The sequence below is a fragment of the Ruegeria sp. S263 genome (assembly GCF_056780525.1).
On the sequence record NZ_CM165558.1, the window covers coordinates 160,713 to 183,954 of the forward strand.

The following is a 23,242-nucleotide window of genomic DNA, read 5'->3' on the forward strand; positions in this document are numbered from 1 at the left end:
GCTTACCCTTCGAACGGCACGCGCGCCTCGTCCAAAGTTCGCTGGGCAGATGGCAGGTTCAGCGCATGTGTCACCGGGGCTGACCGCGAGATCACCCGCCCCTTGCGCACCACGGCCAGACGATGGGCACGCAGGCGGATCGCCTCGATCGGGCCGGCGGCCTGCAACAGCACGAAATTCGCTTCACACCCCTTGGCGACGCCATAGCCCTCAAGCCCCATGATCCGGGCAGAATTCTGCGTCACCGCGTCAAAGCACCATGTCATATCGGCACGGCTGGACAATTGCCCCACATGCAACCCCATGAAGGCCACATCCAGCATGTCGGCCTTGCCCAACGAATACCACGGGTCCATCACACAATCGGACCCAAAGCCCACCGTGATGCCCGCATCGCGCAGCTCGCGCACACGGGTTTGACCCCGGCGCTTTGGATAGGTGTCGTGGCGGCCTTGCAGCATGATGTTGATCAATGGGTTCGGGATCGCATGAACCCCTGCCTCGACCATCAGCGGAATCAGTTTCGAGACATAGTAATTGTCCATCGAATGCATCGAGGTCAGATGTGATCCCGCAACCCGCCCATTTAGACCCAAACGCTGGGTTTCAAAGGCCAGCGTTTCGATATGACGGCTGTGGGGATCGTCGCTTTCGTCGCAATGCATATCGACCATCAAGCCGCGCTCGGCCGCGATTTCGCACAGCAGACGCACGGATTCCGCCCCGTCCGCCATGGTCCGTTCGAAATGCGGGATGCCGCCCACCACGTCCACGCCCATATCCAGCGCACGGATAGTGTTTTGCATCGCGGTCGGGTCACGCAGCACACCGTCCTGCGGGAAGGCCACCAGTTGCAGGTCAAGGTAATCCTTCACCTGTTCACGCACCTGCAACAGCGCCTGCACGCCTTTCAGTTCATCATCGCAGGTATCCACATGGCTGCGGATCGCACCGATCCCCTTGGCCACCGCCAACTCGCAATAGCGCAACGCGCGGGCGACGATGTCATCAACGGATTGCAACGGCTTCAACTCGCCCCACAGCGCGATGCCCTCAAGCAAAGTGCCTGAGACATTCATGCGCGGATTGCCCAGTGATAGGGTCGCATCCATGTGGAAATGCGGGTCGACGAAGGGGGGTGAAACTAACTGACCTTCGGCATCTATGACCTCGGCGGCGTCTGCGGTGATCCCGGCCTCGACCGCTGTGATCCTGCCGTCGGCGCAGGCGATGTCCACTCCGGTCTGACCGTCCGTCAGGGTGGCGTTTTTGATAAGCAGATCGACCATTTCAGCGTTGACCTTTGAACCAAGGGGTAAGCAATGCACGCGGATAATCGGCCGAGCGCGCTGCGATCACAAGGGCGATGATCGACAGAACATAGGGCACCATCAAGAAGACCTGACCGGGGACCAGCGCGCCGACCTCGGTCTGTAATCGTACCTGAAGCGCATCGAACGCGCCAAACAACAGCGCGCCCAGCAACGCCTTGCCCGGACGCCAACTGGCGAAAATGACCAACGCGATACAGACCCAGCCGCGCCCATTGACCATACCGAAGAAAAAAGCGTCAAAGGCGCTCATGGTCAGGAAAGCGCCCCCCAGCGCCATAAGCGCCGACCCGACCACGATAGCCCCGATCCGCAGGCCGTAAACCGACAGACCCTGCGCATCAACGCTGTCAGGGTTGTCCCCAACAGCCTTGATCGCCACGCCCAGCGCTGTGCGGTTCAGCACGTACCAGACCACCGCCACCAGCAGCAGCGCCAGCCAAGTCAGCGCCGTTTGCTGAAACAAAACAGATCCTAAAAAGGGAAAATCTGACAGAACCGGCAGGTCCAGCGGCTGAAATGGCTCGATCCGAGGCGGTGACGACACATTCGGCAGCGCCGTGCGATAGGTGTAATAACTGACCGAGGTTGCAAACAACGTGATCCCCAACCCCGAAACGTGTTGTGACAATCCCAAAGGCACTGTGAGGAACGCATGAAGCAAGCCAAAGAACGCCCCTGCCGTTGCCGCGACCAGCACGCCACCCCACAGACCCGCGCCCAGCCAGACGGCCATCCAGCCGCACATGGCGCCGACGACAAAGATGCCCTCGATCCCAAGATTCAGCACGCCTGCACGTTCGCAGATCAGCGCGCCCAGCACGCCAAAGATCAACGGTGTCGCGATGCGCAGAGAGGCCGCCCAGAAGCTTTCAGAGAGCAGAATATTAAGAATATCCATCATGATGCAGCCCTCGCGGTGCTGGCTCGGACAATGCGATATCGGGCGACAAACCCGCCGACCAGAACGCAAAGCAGCGAAACCGAGACCACCAGATCCGCCAGGAAAGACGACACGCCCATCGCGCGGCTCATGCTGTCAGCCCCCACAAAGACCGAGGCGATGAACAGCGCGGCGATCACCACGCCCACCGGCGACAACCCCGCCAGCATCGCCACGACAATGCCGGTATAGCCAAAGCCGGGCGACAAGTCGGCGGTCAGGTATCCCTTCAGGCCCGCGACCTCGCTCACGCCCGCAAGCCCGGCCAGACCACCCGACAGGATGGCCACGCCGAACAGCGAGCGGTTGACGTTGATCCCCGCATGGCGCGCGGCGGCGGGGTTCTCACCCACAGCGCGTAGCTTGAAGCCCCAGACGGAACGCGCCAGCATGAATTGGGCCAATCCCGCCAGTATTAGAGCCAAAACAAGTCCCGAATGCACCCGCATCCGTTCCATCAGTGGCGGCAGCATTCCTTGATCCAGAACCGGTGCTGATTGTGGCCAGCCCAGCCCCATCGGGTCCTGCAGCGGCCCTTCCAACATCATCTGCACAAAGATCAGGATGATGAAGTTCAACAGTAGCGTCGTCACCACCTCATCCGCGCCAAAGCGGGTTTTCAGATAGGTTGGGGCGACCATCCCCGCCGCCCCTGCAGCAGCACCCATCAGGACAATCAGCGGCAACAGCAAGATGCCTGAGATATCCAGCACCCCCGACCCGATGGCCACCGCAGCCATCGCGCCCAGATACAACTGTCCCTCGGCCCCGATATTCCAAAGCTTTGCGCGAAAGGCCAAAGCGGCGGCCAGCCCGGTGAATATTAGTGGCGTGGCGCGTGTCAACACCTCGGAGAACGCAAAGACCGAACCGAAGACGCCGCGAAACATCTCGGCATAGGCGACGATCGGGTTTGCACCGGCCGCCAACAGCGGGATCGCGGCAAAGCCCAGTGCGATCACGGCCGATAGGATGGGAACGCCCAACGTGAAAGCCCGCGATTGGGTCTGACGTGGTTCAATACGGATCATGCCGGTTCTCCTGCCATCATCAACCCGATCTGTTCACGGTCGCGCCCCGGTGCCTCGTGCAGTTCTCCGTCGCGGATCACCACGATGCGGTCGGCGAGGCTCAGCAATTCGTCGAGGTCCTCGGAAATCAGTACCACACCCGCCCCACGCGCCCTTGCATTCAGCAGGCGCTTGCTCACCTCGGCCGCGGCACCCATGTCCAGACCGCGTGTCGGCTGGTTCGCAAGGATGAGGCGGGGCGAAAGATCGAAGACACGTGCCAGAATAAGTTTCTGGATATTGCCCCCGGACAACAGACGCGCAGGCGCATCCACGCCCGGCCCGCGCACGTCATAGGCTTTGGACAAACGCTCGGCATTGTCCTGGATGTCTTCGCGGCGCAACAACCCGTATGATTGAACCTCGGGATCGTTCAACCGTTCGATAACCATGTTTTCCGCCACGGTCATGGCACCGACGATGCCTTCATGGTGGCGATCTTCAGGGATGCGGCCAACCCCCGCACGCACCATCTTGGCCGGGGTGGGTGAGGTAACCTCGACTCCATCAACCTTGATTAGACCCTGTTCTGGGCGCACAAGACCTGCGATGACATTGGCCAACCCACTCTGACCGTTACCAGAAACCCCGGCGATCCCCAGAATTTCATGCGCGTGTACCGTCAGGTCGACCGCCGTCAGCGTGTCGCGTTTGGACCGCCCTGCGACCGATACGCCCGATATGGTCAGGACCGGATCACCGGGCGTCAGGTAAGAGCCGGCAAGCTCGGGTGTCTCAGCGCCAACCATCATCTGCGCGATCGACTTTTCGTCCGCGTCGGATGTGGCCATCTCTCCGACTTTCCGACCATGCCTAAGAACGGCAATGCGATCCGAAAAGGCCAGGACTTCGCGCAGCTTGTGACTGATGAAGATCACCGACAGACCTTCATCGGTCATCAGACGGATGTTTTCGAACAATGTATCCGCTTCTTGCGGGGTCAGAACGGCGGTTGGTTCGTCTAGCACTAGTATGCGGGCATTGCGGTACAGCGCCTTGAGGATTTCCACCCTTTGCCTCTCGCCTACCGACAGTCGGCCAACCGGCGTATCAAGAGGCGCGGACAGACCGCTTTGCGCCATGATGCCTTCGATCCTGCGCCGCGCTGCACGTCGGTTGCGGCGCAGGGAAATCAGGGGTTCCGATCCCAAGGTTATATTGTCGAGGGCCGAAATGTTCTCGGCCAATGTGAAATGCTGGTGCACCATCCCTACGCCCGAGGCCAGCGCCACCTGCGGGTGGCCCAGCGGCAGAGGGCGCAACACCCCGTCTTCATCCGCAACCTCGATTGAGCCGGCATCGGGCAGGTAATGCCCGAACAGCATATTCATCAGCGTGGTCTTGCCCGCGCCGTTTTCGCCCAGCAGCGCCAGAACCTCGCCTTTGTTCAGGGTCAGGCTGACATTGTCATTGGCGATGACCGGGCCGAAATGCTTGCTCAACCCGTTGAGTTTCAGAACTGTGGAATCTGTCATTGGAAAAACGGGCCGGTTTGTGGACCGGCCCGAACAAGATCAGTTGTCGGAAACGGGTCGGTCGTCGTTGACGTTGACGCGGAACAGCCCGTCCATAATCTCGGCCTGTCGCGCGTTGACCGCTTCGACCACATCGGAGGGCACCAGTTCCTCATCCAGAACCATGGAACCGCCGCCATATCCCATAAAGCTGTACTGGCCGTAATCCGCAGCCTCAAACGAGCCGCTGGCTACATTGGCAATAGCCTTGTCGATGGTGGGCTCCATGTGCCATAGGGCCGACGCCATGATCGTACCGGGATAGTCACCCGACGTGTCGATCACGTTTCCAACGGCTTTGACGCCACGCTCTACCGCCGCATCCGACACACCAAAACGCTCGGCATACATGATGTCCGCGCCTGCATCCATCATCGCAATCGCACTTTCCTTGGCCTTGGGCGGGTCATACCAGCTGTCGATGAAGGTCACGAGGAATTTGACATCCGGGTTCACCTCGCGCGCGCCATCCATGAAGGCGTTCATCAGGCGGTTCACCTCGGGGATGGCATATCCGCCGACCATACCAATGACATTCGATTCCGTGGCCGCACCAGCAACCATGCCGGTCAGGTAGGACGGCTCGTGAATCCAGTTGTCAAAGACCGAGAAGTTCGGACCGACAGGCCCAAAGGACGATCCCATCAGGAAGGCCGTGTCCGGGTAATCCTTGGCCACCTTGCGCGCGGCGCGCTCCAGCCCGAACACCTCGCCCACGATCAGTTGCGAGCCCTGTTCGGCATATTCACGCATCACGCGCTCATAGTCGGTGTTGGCCACATTCTCGGAAAAGACGTATTCGATGTCGCCCCTCTCAGCCGCCGCGTTAAGCGCCTTGTGGATACGGCTGATCCATTGCTGTTCCACGGGCAGCGTATAGATCGCTGCAACCTTGACCGTTTCGGCCGCAGCCACACCGACAGAGTATATCGTTGACGCCGCCGCAACAGCGGCAAGCAACAGTCTTCTTGTCATGTTATTTTTTGCCATTACACTCTCCTGTTTTCAGGGATGGCAGCATTTTTTTACTGTTCAGTCAAATTTTTTCCGGTCAACAGCGGTGTATGAAACAGCAGGATGAGCAATTTTTAGGCACTGAAATCGGGGCGTTTGTTCCGCGCAAAACCAGCGCGTCCCGGACCTGATCGAGGCTGTTCGGGTGGCCCGATCCAATACATTGGTCAGTTCTCAAAACGAGGCACGGCGGGTTTGGGAATGCGCGCGCCATAGTGCCGAATAACTTCACCCGACAGCTTTTGACCCCACGCGATTGCCGCCGCCTGAGGCTGCCCGCTCAAGCGTGCCGACAGATAACCCGCATTGAACGCATCGCCAGCCCCGGAAGTGTCACGAATTCCTTCGACCTTGGGGGTCTCAGTCGTCGTTGTCTGACCTTCCGCCAACGCTATCATAGGGGCTGGACCGTTCTTGACGACAACTTCCGAAATGCCCGCTGCCCCAAGCCGTTCAACCGTATGCGCCGGGGACGCATCGCCCCATAGACCTTGTTCATCATCAAAGCTGGGGAATGCGATGTCGGTGATCTGGTTGAATCTGGCGATCGTCTCACGCGTTTCTTCGGCAGACGACCAAAGCCGGGGGCGTATATTCGGATCGAAAGAAACCAAGGCGTTGGCCGAGCGCGCTTCGGCCAGCACATCCCACAAAACCGCGCGGGCTTGGGCCGACAGAATGGCCAGCGTAATCCCGGACAGGTGGATCAGACCCGCACCTTCGACCACCTGCTGCAACCAATCGCGATCCTCCGCAAGCAGACGCGCCGCCGAAGCCTCGCGCCAGTATTGAAAACTGCGTTCGACGCCATCCAGTTCGATCATGTACAAGCCCATGGTACGACCGGTGACCCGGCCTATCCCATCCGTTACCAGACCGTCCTCTTCCAACTGCTTAAGAAACGCGGACGAGACCTTGTCGGTCCCGACCTTCGTGACAAAACCAATCGACGCCTTTTCGCCAAGGATCTGCGCCATATGCCAGGCGGTGTTGAACGTATCCCCGGCAAAGCCGCGCTTGTACGAACCGTCGCCCAAATCGGCCATTTCGATCATGGCTTCACCAATCGCGACGGCCTTGTTTGACGTGAAACTCAGCAAGGCACCGTATCCCCATCGTTTTGATCGTAGATGGCCCCGGTTAACCACGCGGGCCAGTCACGTTCGAAAAAGGTACGGGCATCTTGATCAAACCTGCGGATTTTTCGGTGCGACACAACCATATCCTCGCCGTCCATATGAACGAGAAGTTGTTCGCGCATGTCTGCTTCTCGTTCGGATCGAAACCTAACCTCCGGTATCGGTCCATGCGCCGCTTGGGGCAGAGCATCCCCGTTGGGATCGCAAATTGCGCGGGCCCCGCGGCTGCCGCCGCCCTTGGCGATATAATGATCCAACGCCGCCAATACAGCTTCGGAGGCCAGCGACATCTGCTGCCATTGCAATACGCGCCCGACCTCGCCGCTGCGCTTAAACGAGATCCCGTTGCGCCGGATTTGCGCGTTCAGGTCGCTGGCCGCCTTATGCGCGGCCGATACGTCCTTGGGCGTGCACAGGATGCCGGCGTGATCGCTCATGCGGGCCTGGACTTCGGAACGAATATCGGCAGCGTCGCGGGAGCTGTTGGTATTCAGAGTTGCCTCAATCCGGGTCAACGCGTGTTCTGCCAAGGAGGTGATTTCCAGTTTCGACGCCTCATGCGCCATCCGGCTTGCCGCGATATGTTCCGCGACGCGGGTGCCAAAAACCTGTCCGGCGTTCAAAGCCGATCCACCGGGTCGCGTGACGCCATGGGTGCCCGCGGCTTCTCCAACTGCATAGATCCCGGCGACGTTGGTGCGGCCCCAGATATCCACGGCAATACCGCCATTCATATGCTGGTTATTCACCGCGAATTCCAACGGGTCGATAGTGATGTCCACCTTGTAGCGCTTATACAGCTCAATCGAGAGCGGGTTCATATGGCGCAGCCGGTCGATTGGCAGATCGTGAACGGCCCCGGCATGTCGCAGATAGCTGCGCACATCGTCATCCAAACGGTCCAGACTGAACGGCTGATCACCCGGCACAGGCAGAAGGTTGCGGTTGAAATCCATGAACACCCGCCGACCTTTTTGGTTTTCCCGCACGATTGCCAGATCGACAAGGCTGGACTGAAAGTCCAGCATCCGTGTGGCATGGAACGGCCATTGATAGCCCTTGCGAAAGATGTTCGAGGCCATCTCTTGCGTGCTGCGATAATAGTCAGCCAGAAAGTGATGCTCGGCCCCGCTGTCATCCACCGAATAAATATGCGGGATCACTTGCACATAAGTGCCCGACAGGTTCCACGGAAACCCCTCGCGCCGCGTGCCGATGCCAAACTGACTTTCGGTGATATTGACCAATTCTAGACCGGCCTCAAGCGCAAGCCCCAACGTGCCGAAACAGCCATTGGGGAACACGCTGTCGCGGTACAGCTCTCCGGGCCCTCCGGCCGCGAAGACCAGTGCATTGCAGGTGAACAGCGTCAGCCCATAGGGGTTTGCATCCGAACTGGCCTTGGGGCGGATTGCCAACAGGCCAACCACGCGGTCATCTTCGGTCAGAACGTTTACAGCCGTCGTATGGTTAAAGAAGGGGATGTCCAGCCGGATCGCCTCTTGCGCCAGCACCTGCACCATCAATCGCGAGGTGCGGGGACCGCAGCTTGTAGCACGCCCGACCTCGTCATGATCCGTCTGGTAACGCAATGTGCCGCCCAGCGCATCCTGCGGCAAGGGCAGCCCCAGATATTGCAGGGATGCCATCGCGCGGATCGAGCCGACCGCCTCGATATATGCCGTGTCCTCGTCCATTGCGCCGCCTGCCCCAATTGCCGCTGCCATGTCCTGAAAGTCATCGCCATGATCTTTCGTATTTGCCGTGTGCAGAGTCTGTTTGTCCGAACCGGAACAGGCCGAGGTCCCGCCCCACGCGCTCTGGCTGATGATGGTCACGTCCACGTCGCGCCTTTTCATCTCGACGGCTGCGCGCAACCCGGCGGCTCCGCTGCCGATCACAAGACCTCCGCAGGCATGGACCGGAATGTCATACCCGCCGATCCGGACGGTTCTCGACAATTCCGGTTCCGGTCGCAGGCGCGGCATGGCCACATCGGTCAGTGCATCGAGAATATCCTGAGGGACAGTGGTGCTCATGAAGATCGGTCCTTATGGCGTATCAGTCGATATCGACCCAGCGCTTCAGGCGCGATGATGACATGCAGGCGTCGACGATCTGGCAAATGCGATGGCCCGCATCGAAAGTGGGCCACATCGGTTCGCCTGTGGTGATGGATTTAATGACTTCGGCGGCTTCGATGATTTTGCTTTCGTTATAGCCCAGCCCAAAATTGGGCAGCGGCAGAAACGCGCCATAGGTGTCGTGCTCGGGACCAACATCAATCTCACGATAGCCGCGCCGACCGGTCGGATCATCATTGGTGTAAAATCTCAGACGGCTCAACTCGTCGTAATTGTACGCCAGACTGCCCTTGGTGCCGTAAACCTCATAGCTTTGCATGAATTTTCGGCCCGTTGCGGTGCGGCTAAAATCGACCATCCCGCGGGCTCCGTTGGCGAAATGGCACAGGACATTCGCGCCGTCCGGGTTGGTGATGGGCTTCCATTCTTCATTCCCGGTCAGTTCGGGAACCTCACCAAGGCCGAGACCTTCCACCACCGGGCGTTTGTCGGTCACGACATAAGTGTCCGCGATCAAGGATGTTACCGGCCCGACCAGAAAATCCATGAAGCTGAAGACATGTGATCCCGTGTCCCCAACAATGCCGGTGGGGGCAAGATCCCCGTCGGCGCGCCACATATAGGGCGTCTGCGGATTCCCGTACATGTCGACATGCTGACAGCCCTTGAACAGGGTAATCTCACCAATCTCACCCGCCTCGATAATCTCTTTCGCGCGGTCATGCACCGGGTTGCGGGGAAAGGCGTGGCCAACGCGGGTGATCACGCCCTTTTCCCGCGCGATCTGGGCCAGCTCCAGCGCTTCGGCCGCGGTGTCGGCAAGGGGCTTTTCACAAAACACGTGCTTGCCCGCCAAAAGCGCAGCCTTGGCCACCTCGTAATGTAGATTGTCAGGCAGGCAGATGTCGATCAGGTCGATCTCAGGGTCGGCCACAGCCTCTTGCCAAGTCTTCAGAATCTTGGCGCCAGGGGCGCGAAACGCAAGCTCTTGCTCGGCGTTGGGATTCGAGGAAACCAGCGCCGTGACCCGCGCAGTACCAAAGCTGTTGCCAAAAAAATGCGGAAAGGTCTGGAACGCCATCGTGTGAACGCGGCCCATCCAGCCCGATGCACCCAGAACAGCAACTCTTACCTCAGACATGATCTTCTCCTTTTTCTTCAGCAAGTCTCGCCTGACTAAAGATCGCTTGAGGCGCGCGCGATCAGGCGCACCGGGCTGCGATTCAGGCTGCTGGGTTTCGTTCCGGTCTTGACCCAATTCAGGATCTGTTCCGCCGTAGACTTGGCAAAGTCGGGAATGTCACAGCAAACCGAAGACAAGGGCGGGTGGCTGTCCTTGCTGTCTTCGATATCGTCAAACCCCACCACACGCAGGTCGGTGCCAATCTCGACCCCCAACTGATGCGACGCTGACATAACACCCAAAGCCACCAGATCGTTGAAACAGATCGCGGCATCCACATCCGGATGGTCGCGCCGCAACTGTCCCACAATGGACTTCCCGAAAGAGCGTGTGGCCTCGCCGGTCAAAACCAGTGGCGGCAAACCCTTTTCGTTCAGAATTTCCAGATATCCGCTCATGCGCTCCTGCGTGACAGGGCGCCCTTCCAAACCACCCAGAAAGGCGACGCGTTTGCACCCTTTCTCCAACAGATGTTCGGTCGCCATACGACTGCCAAGATGATAATCCGGCGCAAAAAACGGCAGGCTTTGCGCCTGCGCATCAAGGGTTCTGAACACTTGCAATGTCGGTGTACCGGACGCGGCGAACAGGGCCAGCGTGTCCTCGACATCGCCATACGCCGGAGAGATCACGAACCCTGAAACCCCATGCTCGGTCAGGGTCGAGATCATGCTTTTTTGCAGTTCTGGATCTTCATCCGTGTTGGCCATGACCGTGGCAAAGCCGTTTCGCGCCAATTCCATCTGAAACAGGGCCGCAAACTCGGTGAAAAAGGGGTTGCGCAGATCATTGATCACCAATCCGATCAAACCGGATGAGGATGACCGAAGCGTTGCGGCAGAACGGTTGTACACATAGCCGATCTCAGCCATCGCCTTGCGGACCGCGTCGCGCGTTTCAGCCTTGACCGAGTCGCTTCCCTGCAAAACAAGGCTGACAGTCGATTTTGAAACGCCTGCGTGCTTTGCCACGTCTAAGATCGTTGGTCTCTGGCCCATATTCTATGTCGCCCTGTTCTGTTTACCCCGAATATTTGCCTACACGTTCAAATCCAGCACCAGAATGCCGTCAATCCCTCCGACCGCATTTTTAACAAGCTGACGGCCCAATGCCTTATGCTCGGAATTGTCGGTGTAATTTTGCAGCGCATCCCAGTTGTCAAAGTCGATGACAAAGCCGTGCATATAGCCGCGCTCAATCTGCTCGGGGCTTTCCGAGCGGCCACCTGTGAAACTCCGCGCACCGGGCAATTTTTCGGTCACGGCGGCCAGCCCGGCATAAATTCTCTGGATAGTGTCTTCCGGTACGTCGGGTTTGAATTTGGTCAGTACGATATGTCGGATCATGTCGCGTATCCGTTGTCCTGTTTGATCATGTCTGCCGCTTTTTCGCCGATCATGATCGACGGCGCGTTTGTGTTGGACGAGTTCACCGTCGGCATCACCGAGGCATCGGCGACCCGTAACCGATCGATCCCGTTGAACCGCAGGCGCGGGTCCAGGACCGCCTGATCGTCGCTCCCCATACGGCAGGTTCCGGCGCAGTGATGCGAGGTTTTGGAGTGGACGCAGATGAAGTTGAAATAATCTTCGTCGGTGCGCACATCCGGCCCCGGCAAACGCTCGGCCAGAACATAGGGTTTCAGCGCGTCCTGCGCCAAAATCTGCTGCACCAGTTTCAAGCCACGAATGGACATCTCACGATCATAGGGGTCCGACAGGTAATTGGGGTCGATCAAGGGCATATCTGCCGGGTTGTCGCTGCGCAGCCGGACCGAACCTCGGGACCGTGGCCGCAGGTGGCACGCGTTCAGCGTCACCCCTCCATTGGGCATCGCCTCGACCCCGGCCTCGATCCCCGTGCCGAGACCCAGATGCATCTGAATATCGGGCGAACGGGCATTTTCGTCCGCGTACCAGAACCCCCCAGTCTCAAATAAGCTCGAGGCGACAGGCCCTTTACGTGTAAGCAGATATTGCAGACCCGCAAGCGCCGACAGGTGCAGCTTGGCATAACGGTCATAGGTGTGCGGGCCCGTGACTTCGCAAATCGCATACAGGTCCAGATGATCCTGAAGGTTCGCGCCTACATTGGGCTGGTCGAACACGACGTCGATCCCCAGCGCCCTTAACCCGTCTGCCGGGCCAATCCCCGACAGTTGCAGCAGGCGCGGCGAACCGATCGCGCCGGAGGACAGGATCACCTCTTGGTCCGCGGTAATCTTGCTGCCATCGGCCATCTCGACCCCTGTGGCCCGACCACCTTCGACGGTGATCCGGCGCACCTGTGCATTGGTCTGGATCGTCAGGTTGGACCGCGACCGCGCGGGCGCAAGAAACGCCATTGCCGAGGATGATCGCCGCGCGTTGCGCTGGGTGAGCTGATAATAGCCTGCCCCGTCCTGCTTTTCCCCGTTTACATCGGTGGTTTTCGGAATGCCCACCTGCCCCGCGGCCTCGATAAACGCGTCACAGATCGGCAGCGGCGCGGCGGGCATGGAAACGCCCAACGGACCGCCCTGACCGTGGAATTCCCCGCTATAGGTATCGTTGTCTTCGGACTTCTTGAAATAGGGCAGAACGTCGTCATACCCCCATCCTTCGCAACCCATTTGACGCCATTCATCATAATCCTGCACCGCGCCCCGCGTATAGATCTGCGCATTGATGGCCGAGCCGCCGCCGATCACCTTGGCCTGCGTGTAGGTGAAAACCTTGTCCTGCATCGACCGTTGCGGAACCGTGCTCCATCCCCACGACCCGATGCCTTTGGTCATCTTGGCAAACCCTGCGGGAAGGTGGAACAGGGGGTTGCGGTCGCCACCACCGGCCTCGAGCAGCAAAACGCGCGCGTCGGGGTTTTCCGACAGGCGGGCGGCGATGGCTGATCCGGCGGAACCGCCTCCGATAACAATAAAGTCGTAACCAGCGGTCATGCGGCCCATTCTCTTTCCTGGATGTGGCGTCCGGCGCGAAAGGCCAGCGCCGCGATGGTCAATGCGGGGTTTACAGCCGCCGAGGTCGGCAGGACCGAGGCGTCGACAATGAACAGGTTCGGGTGGTCGTGGCTGCGGCAGAACGTGTCCACCACACTTGCGGTCGGGTCCGCGCCCATCCGTGCGGTGCCGCATTGATGCGACGGGGTGCGGCGGTCAAAGGACCTGGACAAAACAACGGGAAAACCTGCCTTGCGAAGCTTGCGCTTCAGCACGCGCACCAGCTCCAAATGCGCGTCCCAGTTCGAACGCTGCCAGTCCAGCCTAATCTGCCCGTCCTTCAGCGTCACGCGGCTGTCGGGGTTAGGCAGATCCTCGGACATGGCGTAGAAATCGAAACTGCGGTCTGCAATCAACGAAGCAACCCAACTAGGCATTGGCGTCGTTGCCGCGAGGATCGGACCGGTGATCTTGCCCAACATCTGGATATTACCCAGCGGAGCCCCACCCTGACCGTCTGTCAGGTAGAAATCGTTCACCATCAGGGTTTTCTGATAGACCGACCTGTTGCGGCGTAGTGGGTGCAGCGCCAGCACAGCCGAGCAGTTGTGGTTCATGAAGTTCCGTCCCACCTGATCCGACCGATTGGCCAGACCCGAAGGGCGCGCCGCATCCGCAGAAGTCAGAAGCAAGGCCGCAGATTGAACCGCGCCCGCTGCCAGCACCACAATCGGCGCGGTCAGTGTCTCCTGACGGCCGTCCACTTCAACTTCAACACCGCTCACCCGACCATTCGCGTCTGCAACAAGCCGCTGCGCACGCGCGTTGGTCTTGAGTGTCACGTTTTCATGTTTCAGCGCCTCGGCCAGTCCACAGGTTTCGGCATCCATCTTGCCGCCGCAGGTGTTGGGAAAAGCGTCCCACGTGGTATCGCCAGCGGCCAGCCACCTGTCCAGATCCAGCCCAAGCGGGATGGTTGACGGCGACATGCCAACGGACCGGAGCCGTGCAAACAGATCCTGCATGTCCGGCTCATGCGTCACCGGACCAAACGGGTAAGCACCGGAATGCGGTGGCTCGGTCGGGTCTTGGCTGGGATCGCCGCGTACGCAATACAGGTCTTCGGCGGCCTGATAATCGGGTTCCAGATCATCATACGTGACCGGCCAGCCCGGTGTTGTGCCGTCACGGTGCAGCATTGGGGCAAAATCTTCGGCCCGATACCGGATCAGAGCCGCGCCGTAGAATTTCGAATTGCCGCCGACAAAGTAATAGTTTCCGGGATTGAACGGCTGATCATGTCCGTCCAACCACGTTTCATCAGGACGAAACACACCATCGCCAAAGATCGCTTTAGCATCCCGGTCCTGCGCAGACGGTTCCAACCTGACGCCGCGCTCAAGGATCAGGATACGACGACCGGACGGGGCCAACGCTGCCGCAAGGGTAGCGCCGCCCATGCCCGACCCGATTATGAGGATGTCGGGTTGCATTACCCCTGAATGCGGTTCTCGGTCTCAGGATCGAAGGCCACAGCCTTTTCCATGTTCACGGCAAAGGTGAAATCCTGCCCCGGCGAGACCTCGGCATCCGAGCGCATCCGCGCAATCACATCGCGCCCGCCCAATTGCATTGAGACAAACGTGTCTGACCCGGCGGGCTCGGTCACCACGATCCGGTTGGTCATCGTCGCAATGTTCGAGGATTTTCGATCCGCGCCATCCATATCCGTGATGGTCTCGGGCCGAATGCCCAACAGGATGTCACGCCCGTCCCAATGGGACAGGTTGTCCTGACTGAAGGGCAGTTGTGCCATCGACCCGTCAAACAAGGCGACTTCGGCGTGGGGCCGCCCGTTCAACATCACCACCTTTGCAGGCAGCACGTTCATCGCGGGCGAGCCCATGAAGGTCGCCACAAAGATATTGGCGGGGGTGTCATAGATCTCTTGCGGGGTGCCCAGTTGCTGCACGTAGCCGCCATTCATCACGGCGATGCGGCTGGACAGCGTCATAGCCTCAATCTGGTCGTGGGTCACGTAGACGATGGTGGTGCCGAGGTTCTGGTGCAGCTTCTTGATCTCGGTCCGCATGTCGACACGCAGCTTGGCGTCAAGGTTGGACAAGGGTTCGTCGAACAGAAACACATCCGGCTCGCGCACCAGGGCCCGCCCCATGGCCACGCGCTGCCGCTGACCGCCCGAAAGCTGCCCCGGCTTGCGGTCCAGCAACTGTTCGATCTGCAACAGCTTGGCGACCTCGGCCATGGCCTTTTCACGCTCGGGCTTGGGGACACCGTGCATCTCAAGTCCAAAGGTGATGTTCTGGCCCACGGTCATGTTGGGGTACAGCGCGTAGCTTTGGAACACCATGGCGATGTTGCGGTTCGACGGGTGCACCCCGTTCATCACCTGATCCTTGATGCGGATCTCGCCGCTGGTGATCTCTTCCAACCCTGCAATCATGTTCAGCAAGGTGGACTTGCCACAGCCCGAGGGCCCGACCAGAACGAGAAACTCTCCTTCCTGCACCGAGATGTCGACCTTGTGCAGCACTTCAACCGAGCCGTAAGACTTGGTCGCGTTGTCGATATCGAGAAAGCCCATGACGCCTTATCCTTTCACGGAACCCGCCATCAGGCCGCGGACGAAGTAACGACCGGCCACGATATAGACGAGCAGAGTTGGCATGGCGGCCAGAATGGCGCCAGCAAAATGTACGTTGTATTCCTTAACACCCGTCGATGACTGCACCAGATTGTTGAGTGCGACAGTCATCGGCTGGCTATTGGCATCGGCAAAAGACGCGCCGAACAGGAAGTCATTCCAGATGTTGGTGAACTGCCAGATGATCGACACCACCGCAATCGGGCCCGAGCTGGGCAGCAGGATGCGCCAGAAAATCTGAAAGAACCCCGCCCCGTCGATCTGCGCCGCGCGGATCAGCTCGCTCGGGAACACGGCATAGTAGTTGCGGAAATACAGCGTGGTGAACCCGATCCCATAGACCACATGCACCAGCGCCAGACCCCAAGTCGTGCCCGCCAGTCCGATGATGCCCAGCATCCGCGCCATCGGGATCAGCACGATCTGGAACGGGATGAAACAGGCAAACAGCATCAGCCCGAACAGGATGGTGTCGTATTTAAACCGCCACTTGGTCAGCACATAACCGTTCAGCGCGCCAAGGACGGTCGACACGATAACAGCCGGAACCACCATCTTGATCGAGTTCCAAAAGTAAGGCTTCAATCCCGTAGGATCGACCCCGATCTGGGCCGAGGACCACGCCTTGAACCACGGCTCAAGCGTGAACACCTGCGGCAGGTTCATCATGCCGCCACCGGTGATTTCCTCTAGCGGTTTGACCGAGTTCACCAGCATCACGTAAAGCGGCAGCAGGTAGAACAGCGCAAACAGCAGCAGCACCAGATAGATCAGCGTGCGGGCAACGCGGCCCGTGCGGATCGCGGTATCTTGCGAGGCCTGAGACATCAGCGTTTCTCCCGCAATTCAGCGTATAGGTAGGGGATCATGATCGCCGCGATGGTCATCAGCATGATCGTGGCCGAGGCCGCGCCGATCCCCATCTGGTTCCGCGTAAACGTATAGGAATACATGAAGGTTGCGGGCAGTTCGGTGGCCCGTCCAGGTCCGCCGCCAGTCAGCGCGATCACAAGGTCAAAGGTCTTGATCGCAAGGTGGCTGAGGATAACGAAGGCTGACAGAAATGCCGGACGCAGTTGCGGGATGATGATCCGGCGATAGAGGTTCCAGTTCGACGCCCCATCCATTTGCGCCGCGCGCAGGATTTCATTGTCGATGCCGCGCAAACCCGCCAGAAACATCGCCATGACAAACCCGCTGGTTTGCCAGACAGCAGCCAGGACGACCGTGTAGATCGCGTAATCGCGGTTCTTGATCCAGTCGAATTCGAAACTGGTCCACCCCCATGTGTGCATGACGTTTTCCAGCCCGATGCCCGGGTCCAGAAACCATTTCCATGCCGTGCCGGTAACGATGAAACTCAGCGCCATCGGGTACAGGTAGATCGGGCGCAACAGCCCTTCGCCGCGGATTTTCTGATCAAGGAAGATCGCCAGTCCCAGCCCGATACAGGTGCAGATCACGATATAGAGCCCTGCGAAAATCCCCATGTTGATCAGCGAGGTTTCCCAATGGCTCAAACGCCACAGCTTGTCGTAGTTTTCCCATCCGACCCAGCCAAAGGTCGGCAGGATGCGGCTGTCGGTAAACGACAGGTAGACCGAGAACAGGATGAACCCGTACACAAAGACCAGCATCATCGCCAGCGACGGTGACAGGACCAGCTTGGGTATCCAATTCTGAAGGCGAGTCTTGAAATCCGCGTCGGCTGAAGCAGCCATGGCGCGCCCTCCTGCGAGTTGTGTTTTAAGGCGTTGAGCGCCCTCTTTGGACAGGGCGGCTAAACCGCCGCCCCGTCACGAGGATCACTGATCACTTGGCAATCGACACCGCGTCGACCAGTTCGGCCACTGCGGTTTCGCTGTCATATTCGCCGTTGAAATGCGCCGTTACGACGTCATAAACGGCGTTCTTGACCGATGCGGGCGCCGCGTGGCCATGCGCCATCGAGCCGAACAGGTTGCCCGAAGCCGCAGCCGCAGCCAGATCTTTCATGCCCTGCTTGCCGCAGTCGTCGAAATCCGCGTCGCTGACATCGGTCCGCGCCGGAACCGAACCTTTGACCACGTTGAACGCCGACTGGAACGAGGGTGACAGGATCGCGCTGGCAAGCGCCGCCTGCTCTGCCGAAACCGATCCACCCTGATCGAACATCATGAACTGGTCGGCGTTGAAGGTCACCTGATCTGCGGTACCGGGGAAGCGGAAGCACAAGAAATCCTGACCCGGCACTTTACCTGCGTTCAGGAACTCGCCCTTGGCCCAATCACCCATCATCTGGAAACCAGCTTCGCCATTGATGACCATCGCCGTCGCCAGGTTCCAGTCGCGACCCGAGAAGTTCTCGTCAACATTGTCGCGGATAAAGGCCATGCGATCGAACGCCTCTTTCATGGCGTCCCCACCCAAAGTGCCTTCGTCCAGATCAATAAAGGCGGCTTTGTACCCGTCCGGGCCAAGCGTGGACATTGCCACGGCGTCGAAAACGGTCGCGTCCTGCCATGCCTGACCACCATGCGCGATGGGTGTCACACCCGCCGCTTTCAGCGCCTCAACAGCGGCCACGAACTCGTCCCAGTTGGTCGGCTGGGCGATACCGTTTGCGTCCAGCACCGACTTGTTCGCCCAAACCCAGTTGGTCGAATGCACGTTGACCGGAGCCGAAACCCACTTGCCGTCAAACTTTGCAAATGCCTTGAGCGCGTCCGGAACCACATCGTCCCAGCCTTCCTTGGCCGCCACGTCGTTCAGATCAGCCAGCGCACCCTGCGCGGCCCAGTCCTGAATATCGAACCCCAGACCCTGAACGGCTGTGGGTGCGTTGCCTGCAGTGACACGCGCGCGCAGAACAGTCATTGCCTGCTCACCGCCGCCGCCGGCAACTGGCATGTCCGTCCAGCCAACGCCCTGACCCGAAAGGTCGTCTTTCAAAACATTCAGCGCCGCGGCTTCACCGCCCGAGGTCCACCAGTGCAGAACCTCAACCTCTTCGGCGTGCGCCAGGCTGGTGGTACACAGCAGCCCTGCCACAATTACCGATTTTGTTTTCAAAAGTTTACGCATTGTTGTTTCCTCCCTAAATGCGATCTTTTTCTGGCGCTTATTGATGTTTGATGCGCCGTTCAGTCTTGCGACACCCATGGCGCACGGCTGTCGCCGATGCGCATAACCACAGATTTCACTTCGAAGAATTCCTCGAACCCATATTGTCCGATTTCCCGCCCCTGCCCGGATTGCTTGACCCCACCGAACGCAACCTCGGGGAATCCGTCCATCCAGGTATTGGTCCAGACCGTTCCCGCTTCTGCGCGGCGGGCGAATTCAAGGCAGGTGTGGACATTGGTACTCCAGACCCCAGCCGACAGACCGTAAACGCTATCATTGGTCAGCGCGACGGCTTCGTCCAGTGTTTTGAATGTCAGGACCGTCAGAACCGGGCCAAACACCTCATCCCGCGCAATCGGCATGTCCGGTTGGACATTGGTGACGATGGTAGGCTGGTAGAACTGATCGCCAAGCCCCTCGACCTGCAGACGGTCACCGCCCATGGCAATCTCGGCACCGGCGGTCTGCGCGTCTTTGACGTAGGCGTCGATCTTGGCGTTGTGTTCCGGCGTGACGATGGCACCGACCTGTGTAGTCGGATCCATCGGATCACCGAATTTCACCTTACGGGACAAATCAACCACCCGCTTGGTGAAGGCTTCGGCAATGTCCTCATGCACGATTATGCGACTGCTCGAGTTACAGCATTGGCCGACATTGAAATAGACCCCAAACACGACCGCATCCGCCGATGATTCCAGATCTGCGTCCGGGAAGATCACCTGCGGGTTCTTGCCGCCCAGTTCCAGCGCCACTTTCTTGAGCGTATCCGAGGCCACCGCACTGATTGTCTTGCCGACTGCGGTCGAGCCGGTGAAGCTCACCATGTCTACCGCCTGATGCGTGGACAATACGCTGCCGACCGGTACGCCATGGCCCAGAACAATGTTGCACACGCCTGCCGGCAGCCCGGCCTCGATCAGCAACTCGCCCAGCATCAGGGTGGTGGAGGGGGTCATTTCCGAGGGTTTCACGACAACCGTGCATCCCGCCGCCAATGCAAAGGGCAGTTTCTGGCTGAGAATCCAGAACGGGAAGTTCCAAGGGGTGATGATCGACACCACACCAATAGGCTCTTTCAGAACCACACCCATCATGTCGGCGCCCAGCGTGTTGTGGCTGTCGCCATGGGTGCTGCGCGCCAAGGACGCGGCATATCGCCAGAGGTCGGCCGCTCCACCGACCTCACCTCTGGACTGACTGATCGGCTTGCCGCTTTCCAGCGTTTCGATGACGGCGATCCGATCTACGTTCTGTTCAATCAGGTCAGCGACCTTCAAAAGAACCGTGGCACGCTCTTTGCCCGACGCGCCGCTCCAAGCCCCACTGTCGAACGCTGTGCGGGCGGCTTGAATGGCCGCCTCAGCTTCGGCCTCGCCCCCCAAGGCGGACCGGCTGACGATATGCCCGTGCGAGGGCGAGCGACGCTCGAACGTCTCGCCCGATGCGCTGTCCTGCCAGATCCCGTTGATCATATGCCGACCCTCGAACAGCGGCGGCAGGTCGAACGGGATGGCTGGGTTGATCGTCATATCTTTCATTACGTCACAGGCCCGAATATTGAGGGTTACGTTTTTCCAAAAAGGCATTCACACCTTCGTCACGGTCGGCGGAGGCGGCTATGGCCGCGCTTCCAAGCGCTTCGACGGCCGCGTCCCGGTCTTCGCCTACGGCCGCGTGGATCATGTTCTTGGCGATTTCAGTGGCGCGGGGGGACAGGTCCGCCAGATCAGCAGCCAGTTCCAGCGCGCGGCCCAATACGTCTTCGGCCACTTCAGCCGCAAAACCCAGCGACACCGCGCGGTCTGCCCCGATCCTGCGTCCAAACAGGGCCATTTCCTTGACGGCCCCTTCAGGGATGAGCCGGGTCAGGCGTTGCGTGCCGGACCAGCCGGGAACAATACCGACCCGCGCTTCGGGAAGGGCGAGGGTTGCACGTGGGGCCAGCAGGCGCAGATCACAGCAGCTTGCCAGTTCCAGCCCACCGCCAAAGGCATGCCCGTTCATGGCAGCGATGGTGGGTTTGCCCAACCGCGCCAACCGGTCAAAGATACGATGTCCATCCCGCACCCAATGACGCGCGAACTCGGCGGGGCTGAGTCCACCCCACGCGCCGATATCGGCCCCGCAACAGAACGCCTTTTCGCCAGCTCCGGTCAAGATCAGACAGCGGATTGCTGCATCCCGTTCAACCTCGCGCACGCGGGCCTCCAACGCGTCAAGCATTGGGATCGTCAGGGCGTTCAACTTGGCGACATTGTCCAAAGTGACAATCGCCGCGTGGCCCCGGATATCAAAGGCGATATTGCTCACAACTGCAGTCCCATCGGTCCTTCAAGGAACAGAGAGGCCGGCATCAGCGTTGCGTTTTCTGCCACTGTCACGCGCCCGCCCGAGGCGACAATAATATCGCGCTGCGCGTCGATCCCCGGCATGATTTCAGTCGCAACCAACCCCTCATCCGTCAAGCGAATCACGCAGCGTTCCGTCACATAGATCACCTCTTGCCCGGTTTCCCGTGCACGACGACCCGAGAAGGTGACATGTTCAACCTTGTCCACCATCTTGGTGAACTTGCCCGGCGCGGTAACCCGGATGCCGTCGCTTCCCAGATCAATCTTCGCCCCAGCCTCAAACCAGCCCGAGAACACGATCCGTTTGGCCCGCGCTGTAATATCCACAAAACCGCCGCACCCTGCGGTCAGATAGGGCTTTTTCCCAAGTTTCGACACGTTCACATTGCCGTCCACATCGACCTCAAGGAACGAGAGGAATGACATGTCGAACCCACCCCCTTGAAAATAGATGAACTGCTGCGGCGACGGCACAAAGGCATGAGCGTTCGAGGCACAGCCAAAGGCGAACCCGGTCAAGGGAACGCCGCCAACCGCGCCCTGCTCAATCGCCCAGGTCACGGCTTTGGGGTGTCCTTCCTCCAACAATATCCGGGGGACCATGGCGCTGATACCGAACCCAAGATTTGCGCTCATGCCCGAGCGCAACTCCATGGCCGCGCGGCGTGCGATGACCTTTTCCACACCGTGCTCGGCAAGCGAGAAGCTGTCCCAGGGCCGCATGACCTGACCCGAAATCGCGGGATCATAGGGTGTTTCGGTGGTCTGCTTCTGGTCCGGATCTTCGACGATCAGGTCCACCAGATGCCCCGGTACGCGGACATCGTGGGGACGCAGGCTGCCTTCCGCTGTTACCCGCTGAACCTGAGCAATCACGATCCCTCCGTGATTTCGCACGCAAATCGCCTGCTCCAACCCACCCAGATAAGCGCCCTCATGCTCATAGGTCAGGTTGCCGAATTCATCTGCTGTGGTGGCTCGCAGAATACAGACATTGGGTATGATGTTTGGAAAGTGCAGCCATGTCTGGCCACCAAACTCGACGCGCTCGACAATCGGGTCCGTAGCCCCGCGTGCGTTCATCGCGCAACCTTCTCGGATCGGGTCGACAAAAGTATCCAGACCCACCTGCGTCAGCACGCCGGGTCGATGCGCCGCCGCCTCACGCTGCATGTCGAACATGATACCGGACGGCACGTTATAAGCCGCGACGCGATCTTCGACGATCATTTTCCAGATTTCCGGCATCTCAAGGCTGGATGGCCCCGAAGGATAAGACCCCGCCAATACCCGCGTCAGCAACCCGTCCTGCGCCAGATACTCCATCCCCTTAACACCATACATATCGCCAGCCGCGATAGGGTGAAGCGAAGTGATGTCGCGCGGATGGCCGTCCTGCTGAAACCGGTCGCCGATGGCTTTTAGAACAGCATCAGGACAACCCAAGGCCGACGACGACGAAACCGAGACAACAGCCCCATCAGGGACCACTTCGGCAGCTTGCCGGGCTGATACCAGTTTCTTCATGACGACCTCCCCGATTCCAGCGATTCACGGATTTACTGGAACGATCCAATCGTTACTGGAACGATCCAAAACTTGCAACAGGAAAAACCAACCCAACGCTTGCACCAAGTCCAACACCATCTTCAACAAGGGGAAGTGCACTGCAATTTCGCGCAGCGCGAAACCACGAGGTTGCCTACGTGGGCGCCTCAAGTCACCCAGTCGCTTTACGTCAGGTCGACACACTGAACGCAATGAAGCGTGTTGGCTCTCCCCTGACGGCGTGGTATGAAGGGGAACGGCAATGCTCTCCTTATACGTGTAAAATAACGTCGGGTAACCTTCTCATTTTGCGACTATTTCATATCCCTCGCTCAACAAATAAACAGGGGGTTAAAA

19 protein-coding genes are annotated in these 23,242 nt (G+C 59.4%); all 19 read right to left on the bottom strand.

The window, feature by feature from the left end; all coding sequences use genetic code 11:
• Positions 1-2: 2 nt before the first annotated feature.
• The 19 genes from ACT2B1_RS00795 to ACT2B1_RS00885 all read right to left on the bottom strand — a co-directional run bounded on the left by ACT2B1_RS00795 (position 3) and on the right by ACT2B1_RS00885 (position 22,864).
• Positions 3-1,289: an amidohydrolase family protein gene (locus ACT2B1_RS00795; RefSeq protein WP_171241177.1), complete on the bottom strand. Its 1,287-nt coding sequence runs from the start codon at positions 1,287-1,289 to the stop codon at positions 3-5.
• A 1-nt stretch (position 1,290) separates the two neighbouring features.
• Positions 1,291-2,232, bottom strand: a complete 942-nt coding sequence (locus ACT2B1_RS00800) for an ABC transporter permease (protein WP_171241195.1) — start codon at positions 2,230-2,232, stop codon at positions 1,291-1,293.
• Positions 2,232-3,302, bottom strand: coding sequence for an ABC transporter permease (locus ACT2B1_RS00805; RefSeq protein ID WP_371808199.1), 1,071 nt, complete (start codon positions 3,300-3,302; stop codon positions 2,232-2,234). The genes ACT2B1_RS00800 and ACT2B1_RS00805 overlap by 1 nt, the downstream gene beginning before the upstream one ends.
• Positions 3,302-4,819 carry an ABC transporter ATP-binding protein gene (locus tag ACT2B1_RS00810; RefSeq protein ID WP_481668391.1) on the bottom strand — a complete coding sequence of 506 codons (1,518 nt, stop codon included), beginning with the start codon at positions 4,817-4,819 and terminating at the stop codon, positions 3,302-3,304. Before ACT2B1_RS00810 ends, ACT2B1_RS00805 begins: the two co-directional genes overlap by 1 nt.
• A gap of 39 nt (positions 4,820-4,858) precedes the next feature.
• Positions 4,859-5,848, bottom strand: coding sequence for a BMP family protein (locus tag ACT2B1_RS00815; protein WP_171241180.1), 990 nt, complete (start codon positions 5,846-5,848; stop codon positions 4,859-4,861).
• 191 nt (positions 5,849-6,039) lie between these two features.
• Entirely contained in the window at positions 6,040-6,972 is a 933-nt protein-coding gene (locus ACT2B1_RS00820; RefSeq protein ID WP_481668392.1) for a sugar kinase, read from the bottom strand.
• Complete coding sequence (locus tag ACT2B1_RS00825) at positions 6,966-9,050, bottom strand: FAD-dependent oxidoreductase (RefSeq protein ID WP_171241182.1); 2,085 nt, start codon at positions 9,048-9,050, stop codon at positions 6,966-6,968. The genes ACT2B1_RS00820 and ACT2B1_RS00825 overlap by 7 nt, the downstream gene beginning before the upstream one ends.
• A gap of 22 nt (positions 9,051-9,072) precedes the next feature.
• Positions 9,073-10,236, bottom strand: coding sequence for a Gfo/Idh/MocA family protein (locus tag ACT2B1_RS00830; RefSeq protein WP_171241183.1), 1,164 nt, complete (start codon positions 10,234-10,236; stop codon positions 9,073-9,075).
• Positions 10,237-10,271: 35 nt separating this feature from the next.
• The gene (locus ACT2B1_RS00835; protein ID WP_371808258.1) at positions 10,272-11,249 is read right to left on the bottom strand and encodes a LacI family DNA-binding transcriptional regulator; all 978 of its coding nucleotides are present in this window, start codon (positions 11,247-11,249) and stop codon (positions 10,272-10,274) included.
• 66 nt (positions 11,250-11,315) lie between these two features.
• Complete coding sequence (locus ACT2B1_RS00840) at positions 11,316-11,624, bottom strand: Dabb family protein (RefSeq protein WP_171241185.1); 309 nt, start codon at positions 11,622-11,624, stop codon at positions 11,316-11,318.
• Positions 11,621-13,213: a GMC family oxidoreductase N-terminal domain-containing protein gene (locus ACT2B1_RS00845; RefSeq protein WP_171125996.1), complete on the bottom strand. Its 1,593-nt coding sequence runs from the start codon at positions 13,211-13,213 to the stop codon at positions 11,621-11,623. Before ACT2B1_RS00845 ends, ACT2B1_RS00840 begins: the two co-directional genes overlap by 4 nt.
• Positions 13,210-14,706, bottom strand: a complete 1,497-nt coding sequence (locus tag ACT2B1_RS00850; protein ID WP_171125780.1) for an FAD-dependent oxidoreductase — start codon at positions 14,704-14,706, stop codon at positions 13,210-13,212. Before ACT2B1_RS00850 ends, ACT2B1_RS00845 begins: the two co-directional genes overlap by 4 nt.
• Positions 14,706-15,818: an ABC transporter ATP-binding protein gene (locus tag ACT2B1_RS00855; RefSeq protein WP_171126616.1), complete on the bottom strand. Its 1,113-nt coding sequence runs from the start codon at positions 15,816-15,818 to the stop codon at positions 14,706-14,708. Before ACT2B1_RS00855 ends, ACT2B1_RS00850 begins: the two co-directional genes overlap by 1 nt.
• Before the next feature lie 6 nt (positions 15,819-15,824).
• Positions 15,825-16,706 carry a carbohydrate ABC transporter permease gene (locus ACT2B1_RS00860; protein ID WP_481668393.1) on the bottom strand — a complete coding sequence of 294 codons (882 nt, stop codon included), beginning with the start codon at positions 16,704-16,706 and terminating at the stop codon, positions 15,825-15,827.
• On the bottom strand, positions 16,706-17,599 hold the full coding sequence (locus tag ACT2B1_RS00865; protein WP_171125774.1) for a carbohydrate ABC transporter permease: 894 nt from the start codon (positions 17,597-17,599) through the stop codon (positions 16,706-16,708). The genes ACT2B1_RS00860 and ACT2B1_RS00865 overlap by 1 nt, the downstream gene beginning before the upstream one ends.
• Positions 17,600-17,690: 91 nt before the next feature.
• A complete protein-coding gene (locus ACT2B1_RS00870) occupies positions 17,691-18,941 on the bottom strand; it encodes an ABC transporter substrate-binding protein (protein ID WP_171125772.1) in 1,251 nt (416 codons plus the stop codon).
• A 59-nt stretch (positions 18,942-19,000) separates the two neighbouring features.
• A complete protein-coding gene (locus ACT2B1_RS00875; protein ID WP_481668394.1) occupies positions 19,001-20,572 on the bottom strand; it encodes an aldehyde dehydrogenase family protein in 1,572 nt (523 codons plus the stop codon).
• On the bottom strand, positions 20,529-21,296 hold the full coding sequence (locus ACT2B1_RS00880) for an enoyl-CoA hydratase/isomerase family protein (protein WP_171241188.1): 768 nt from the start codon (positions 21,294-21,296) through the stop codon (positions 20,529-20,531). The genes ACT2B1_RS00875 and ACT2B1_RS00880 overlap by 44 nt, the downstream gene beginning before the upstream one ends.
• Positions 21,293-22,864: an acyl CoA:acetate/3-ketoacid CoA transferase gene (locus ACT2B1_RS00885; RefSeq protein ID WP_171241189.1), complete on the bottom strand. Its 1,572-nt coding sequence runs from the start codon at positions 22,862-22,864 to the stop codon at positions 21,293-21,295. Before ACT2B1_RS00885 ends, ACT2B1_RS00880 begins: the two co-directional genes overlap by 4 nt.
• Positions 22,865-23,242: the final 378 nt, after the last annotated feature.

Excerpts from the sequence above, each read along its gene's own strand:
- ACT2B1_RS00795 (WP_171241177.1), bottom strand. The coding sequence starts at position 1,289 with ATGGTCGATCTGCTTATCAAAAACGCCACCCTGACGGACGGTCAGACC.
- ACT2B1_RS00800 (WP_171241195.1), bottom strand. The coding sequence starts at position 2,232 with ATGGATATTCTTAATATTCTGCTCTCTGAAAGCTTCTGGGCGGCCTCT.
- ACT2B1_RS00810 (WP_481668391.1), bottom strand. The coding sequence starts at position 4,819 with ATGACAGATTCCACAGTTCTGAAACTCAACGGGTTGAGCAAGCATTTC.
- ACT2B1_RS00815 (WP_171241180.1), bottom strand. The coding sequence starts at position 5,848 with ATGGCAAAAAATAACATGACAAGAAGACTGTTGCTTGCCGCTGTTGCG.
- ACT2B1_RS00825 (WP_171241182.1), bottom strand. The coding sequence starts at position 9,050 with ATGAGCACCACTGTCCCTCAGGATATTCTCGATGCACTGACCGATGTG.
- ACT2B1_RS00830 (WP_171241183.1), bottom strand. The coding sequence starts at position 10,236 with ATGTCTGAGGTAAGAGTTGCTGTTCTGGGTGCATCGGGCTGGATGGGC.
- ACT2B1_RS00840 (WP_171241185.1), bottom strand. The coding sequence starts at position 11,624 with ATGATCCGACATATCGTACTGACCAAATTCAAACCCGACGTACCGGAA.
- ACT2B1_RS00845 (WP_171125996.1), bottom strand. The coding sequence starts at position 13,213 with ATGACCGCTGGTTACGACTTTATTGTTATCGGAGGCGGTTCCGCCGGA.
- ACT2B1_RS00850 (WP_171125780.1), bottom strand. The coding sequence starts at position 14,706 with ATGCAACCCGACATCCTCATAATCGGGTCGGGCATGGGCGGCGCTACC.
- ACT2B1_RS00855 (WP_171126616.1), bottom strand. The coding sequence starts at position 15,818 with ATGGGCTTTCTCGATATCGACAACGCGACCAAGTCTTACGGCTCGGTT.
- ACT2B1_RS00860 (WP_481668393.1), bottom strand. The coding sequence starts at position 16,706 with ATGTCTCAGGCCTCGCAAGATACCGCGATCCGCACGGGCCGCGTTGCC.
- ACT2B1_RS00865 (WP_171125774.1), bottom strand. The coding sequence starts at position 17,599 with ATGGCTGCTTCAGCCGACGCGGATTTCAAGACTCGCCTTCAGAATTGG.
- ACT2B1_RS00870 (WP_171125772.1), bottom strand. The coding sequence starts at position 18,941 with ATGCGTAAACTTTTGAAAACAAAATCGGTAATTGTGGCAGGGCTGCTG.
- ACT2B1_RS00875 (WP_481668394.1), bottom strand. The coding sequence starts at position 20,572 with ATGCCTTTTTGGAAAAACGTAACCCTCAATATTCGGGCCTGTGACGTA.
- ACT2B1_RS00885 (WP_171241189.1), bottom strand. The coding sequence starts at position 22,864 with ATGAAGAAACTGGTATCAGCCCGGCAAGCTGCCGAAGTGGTCCCTGAT.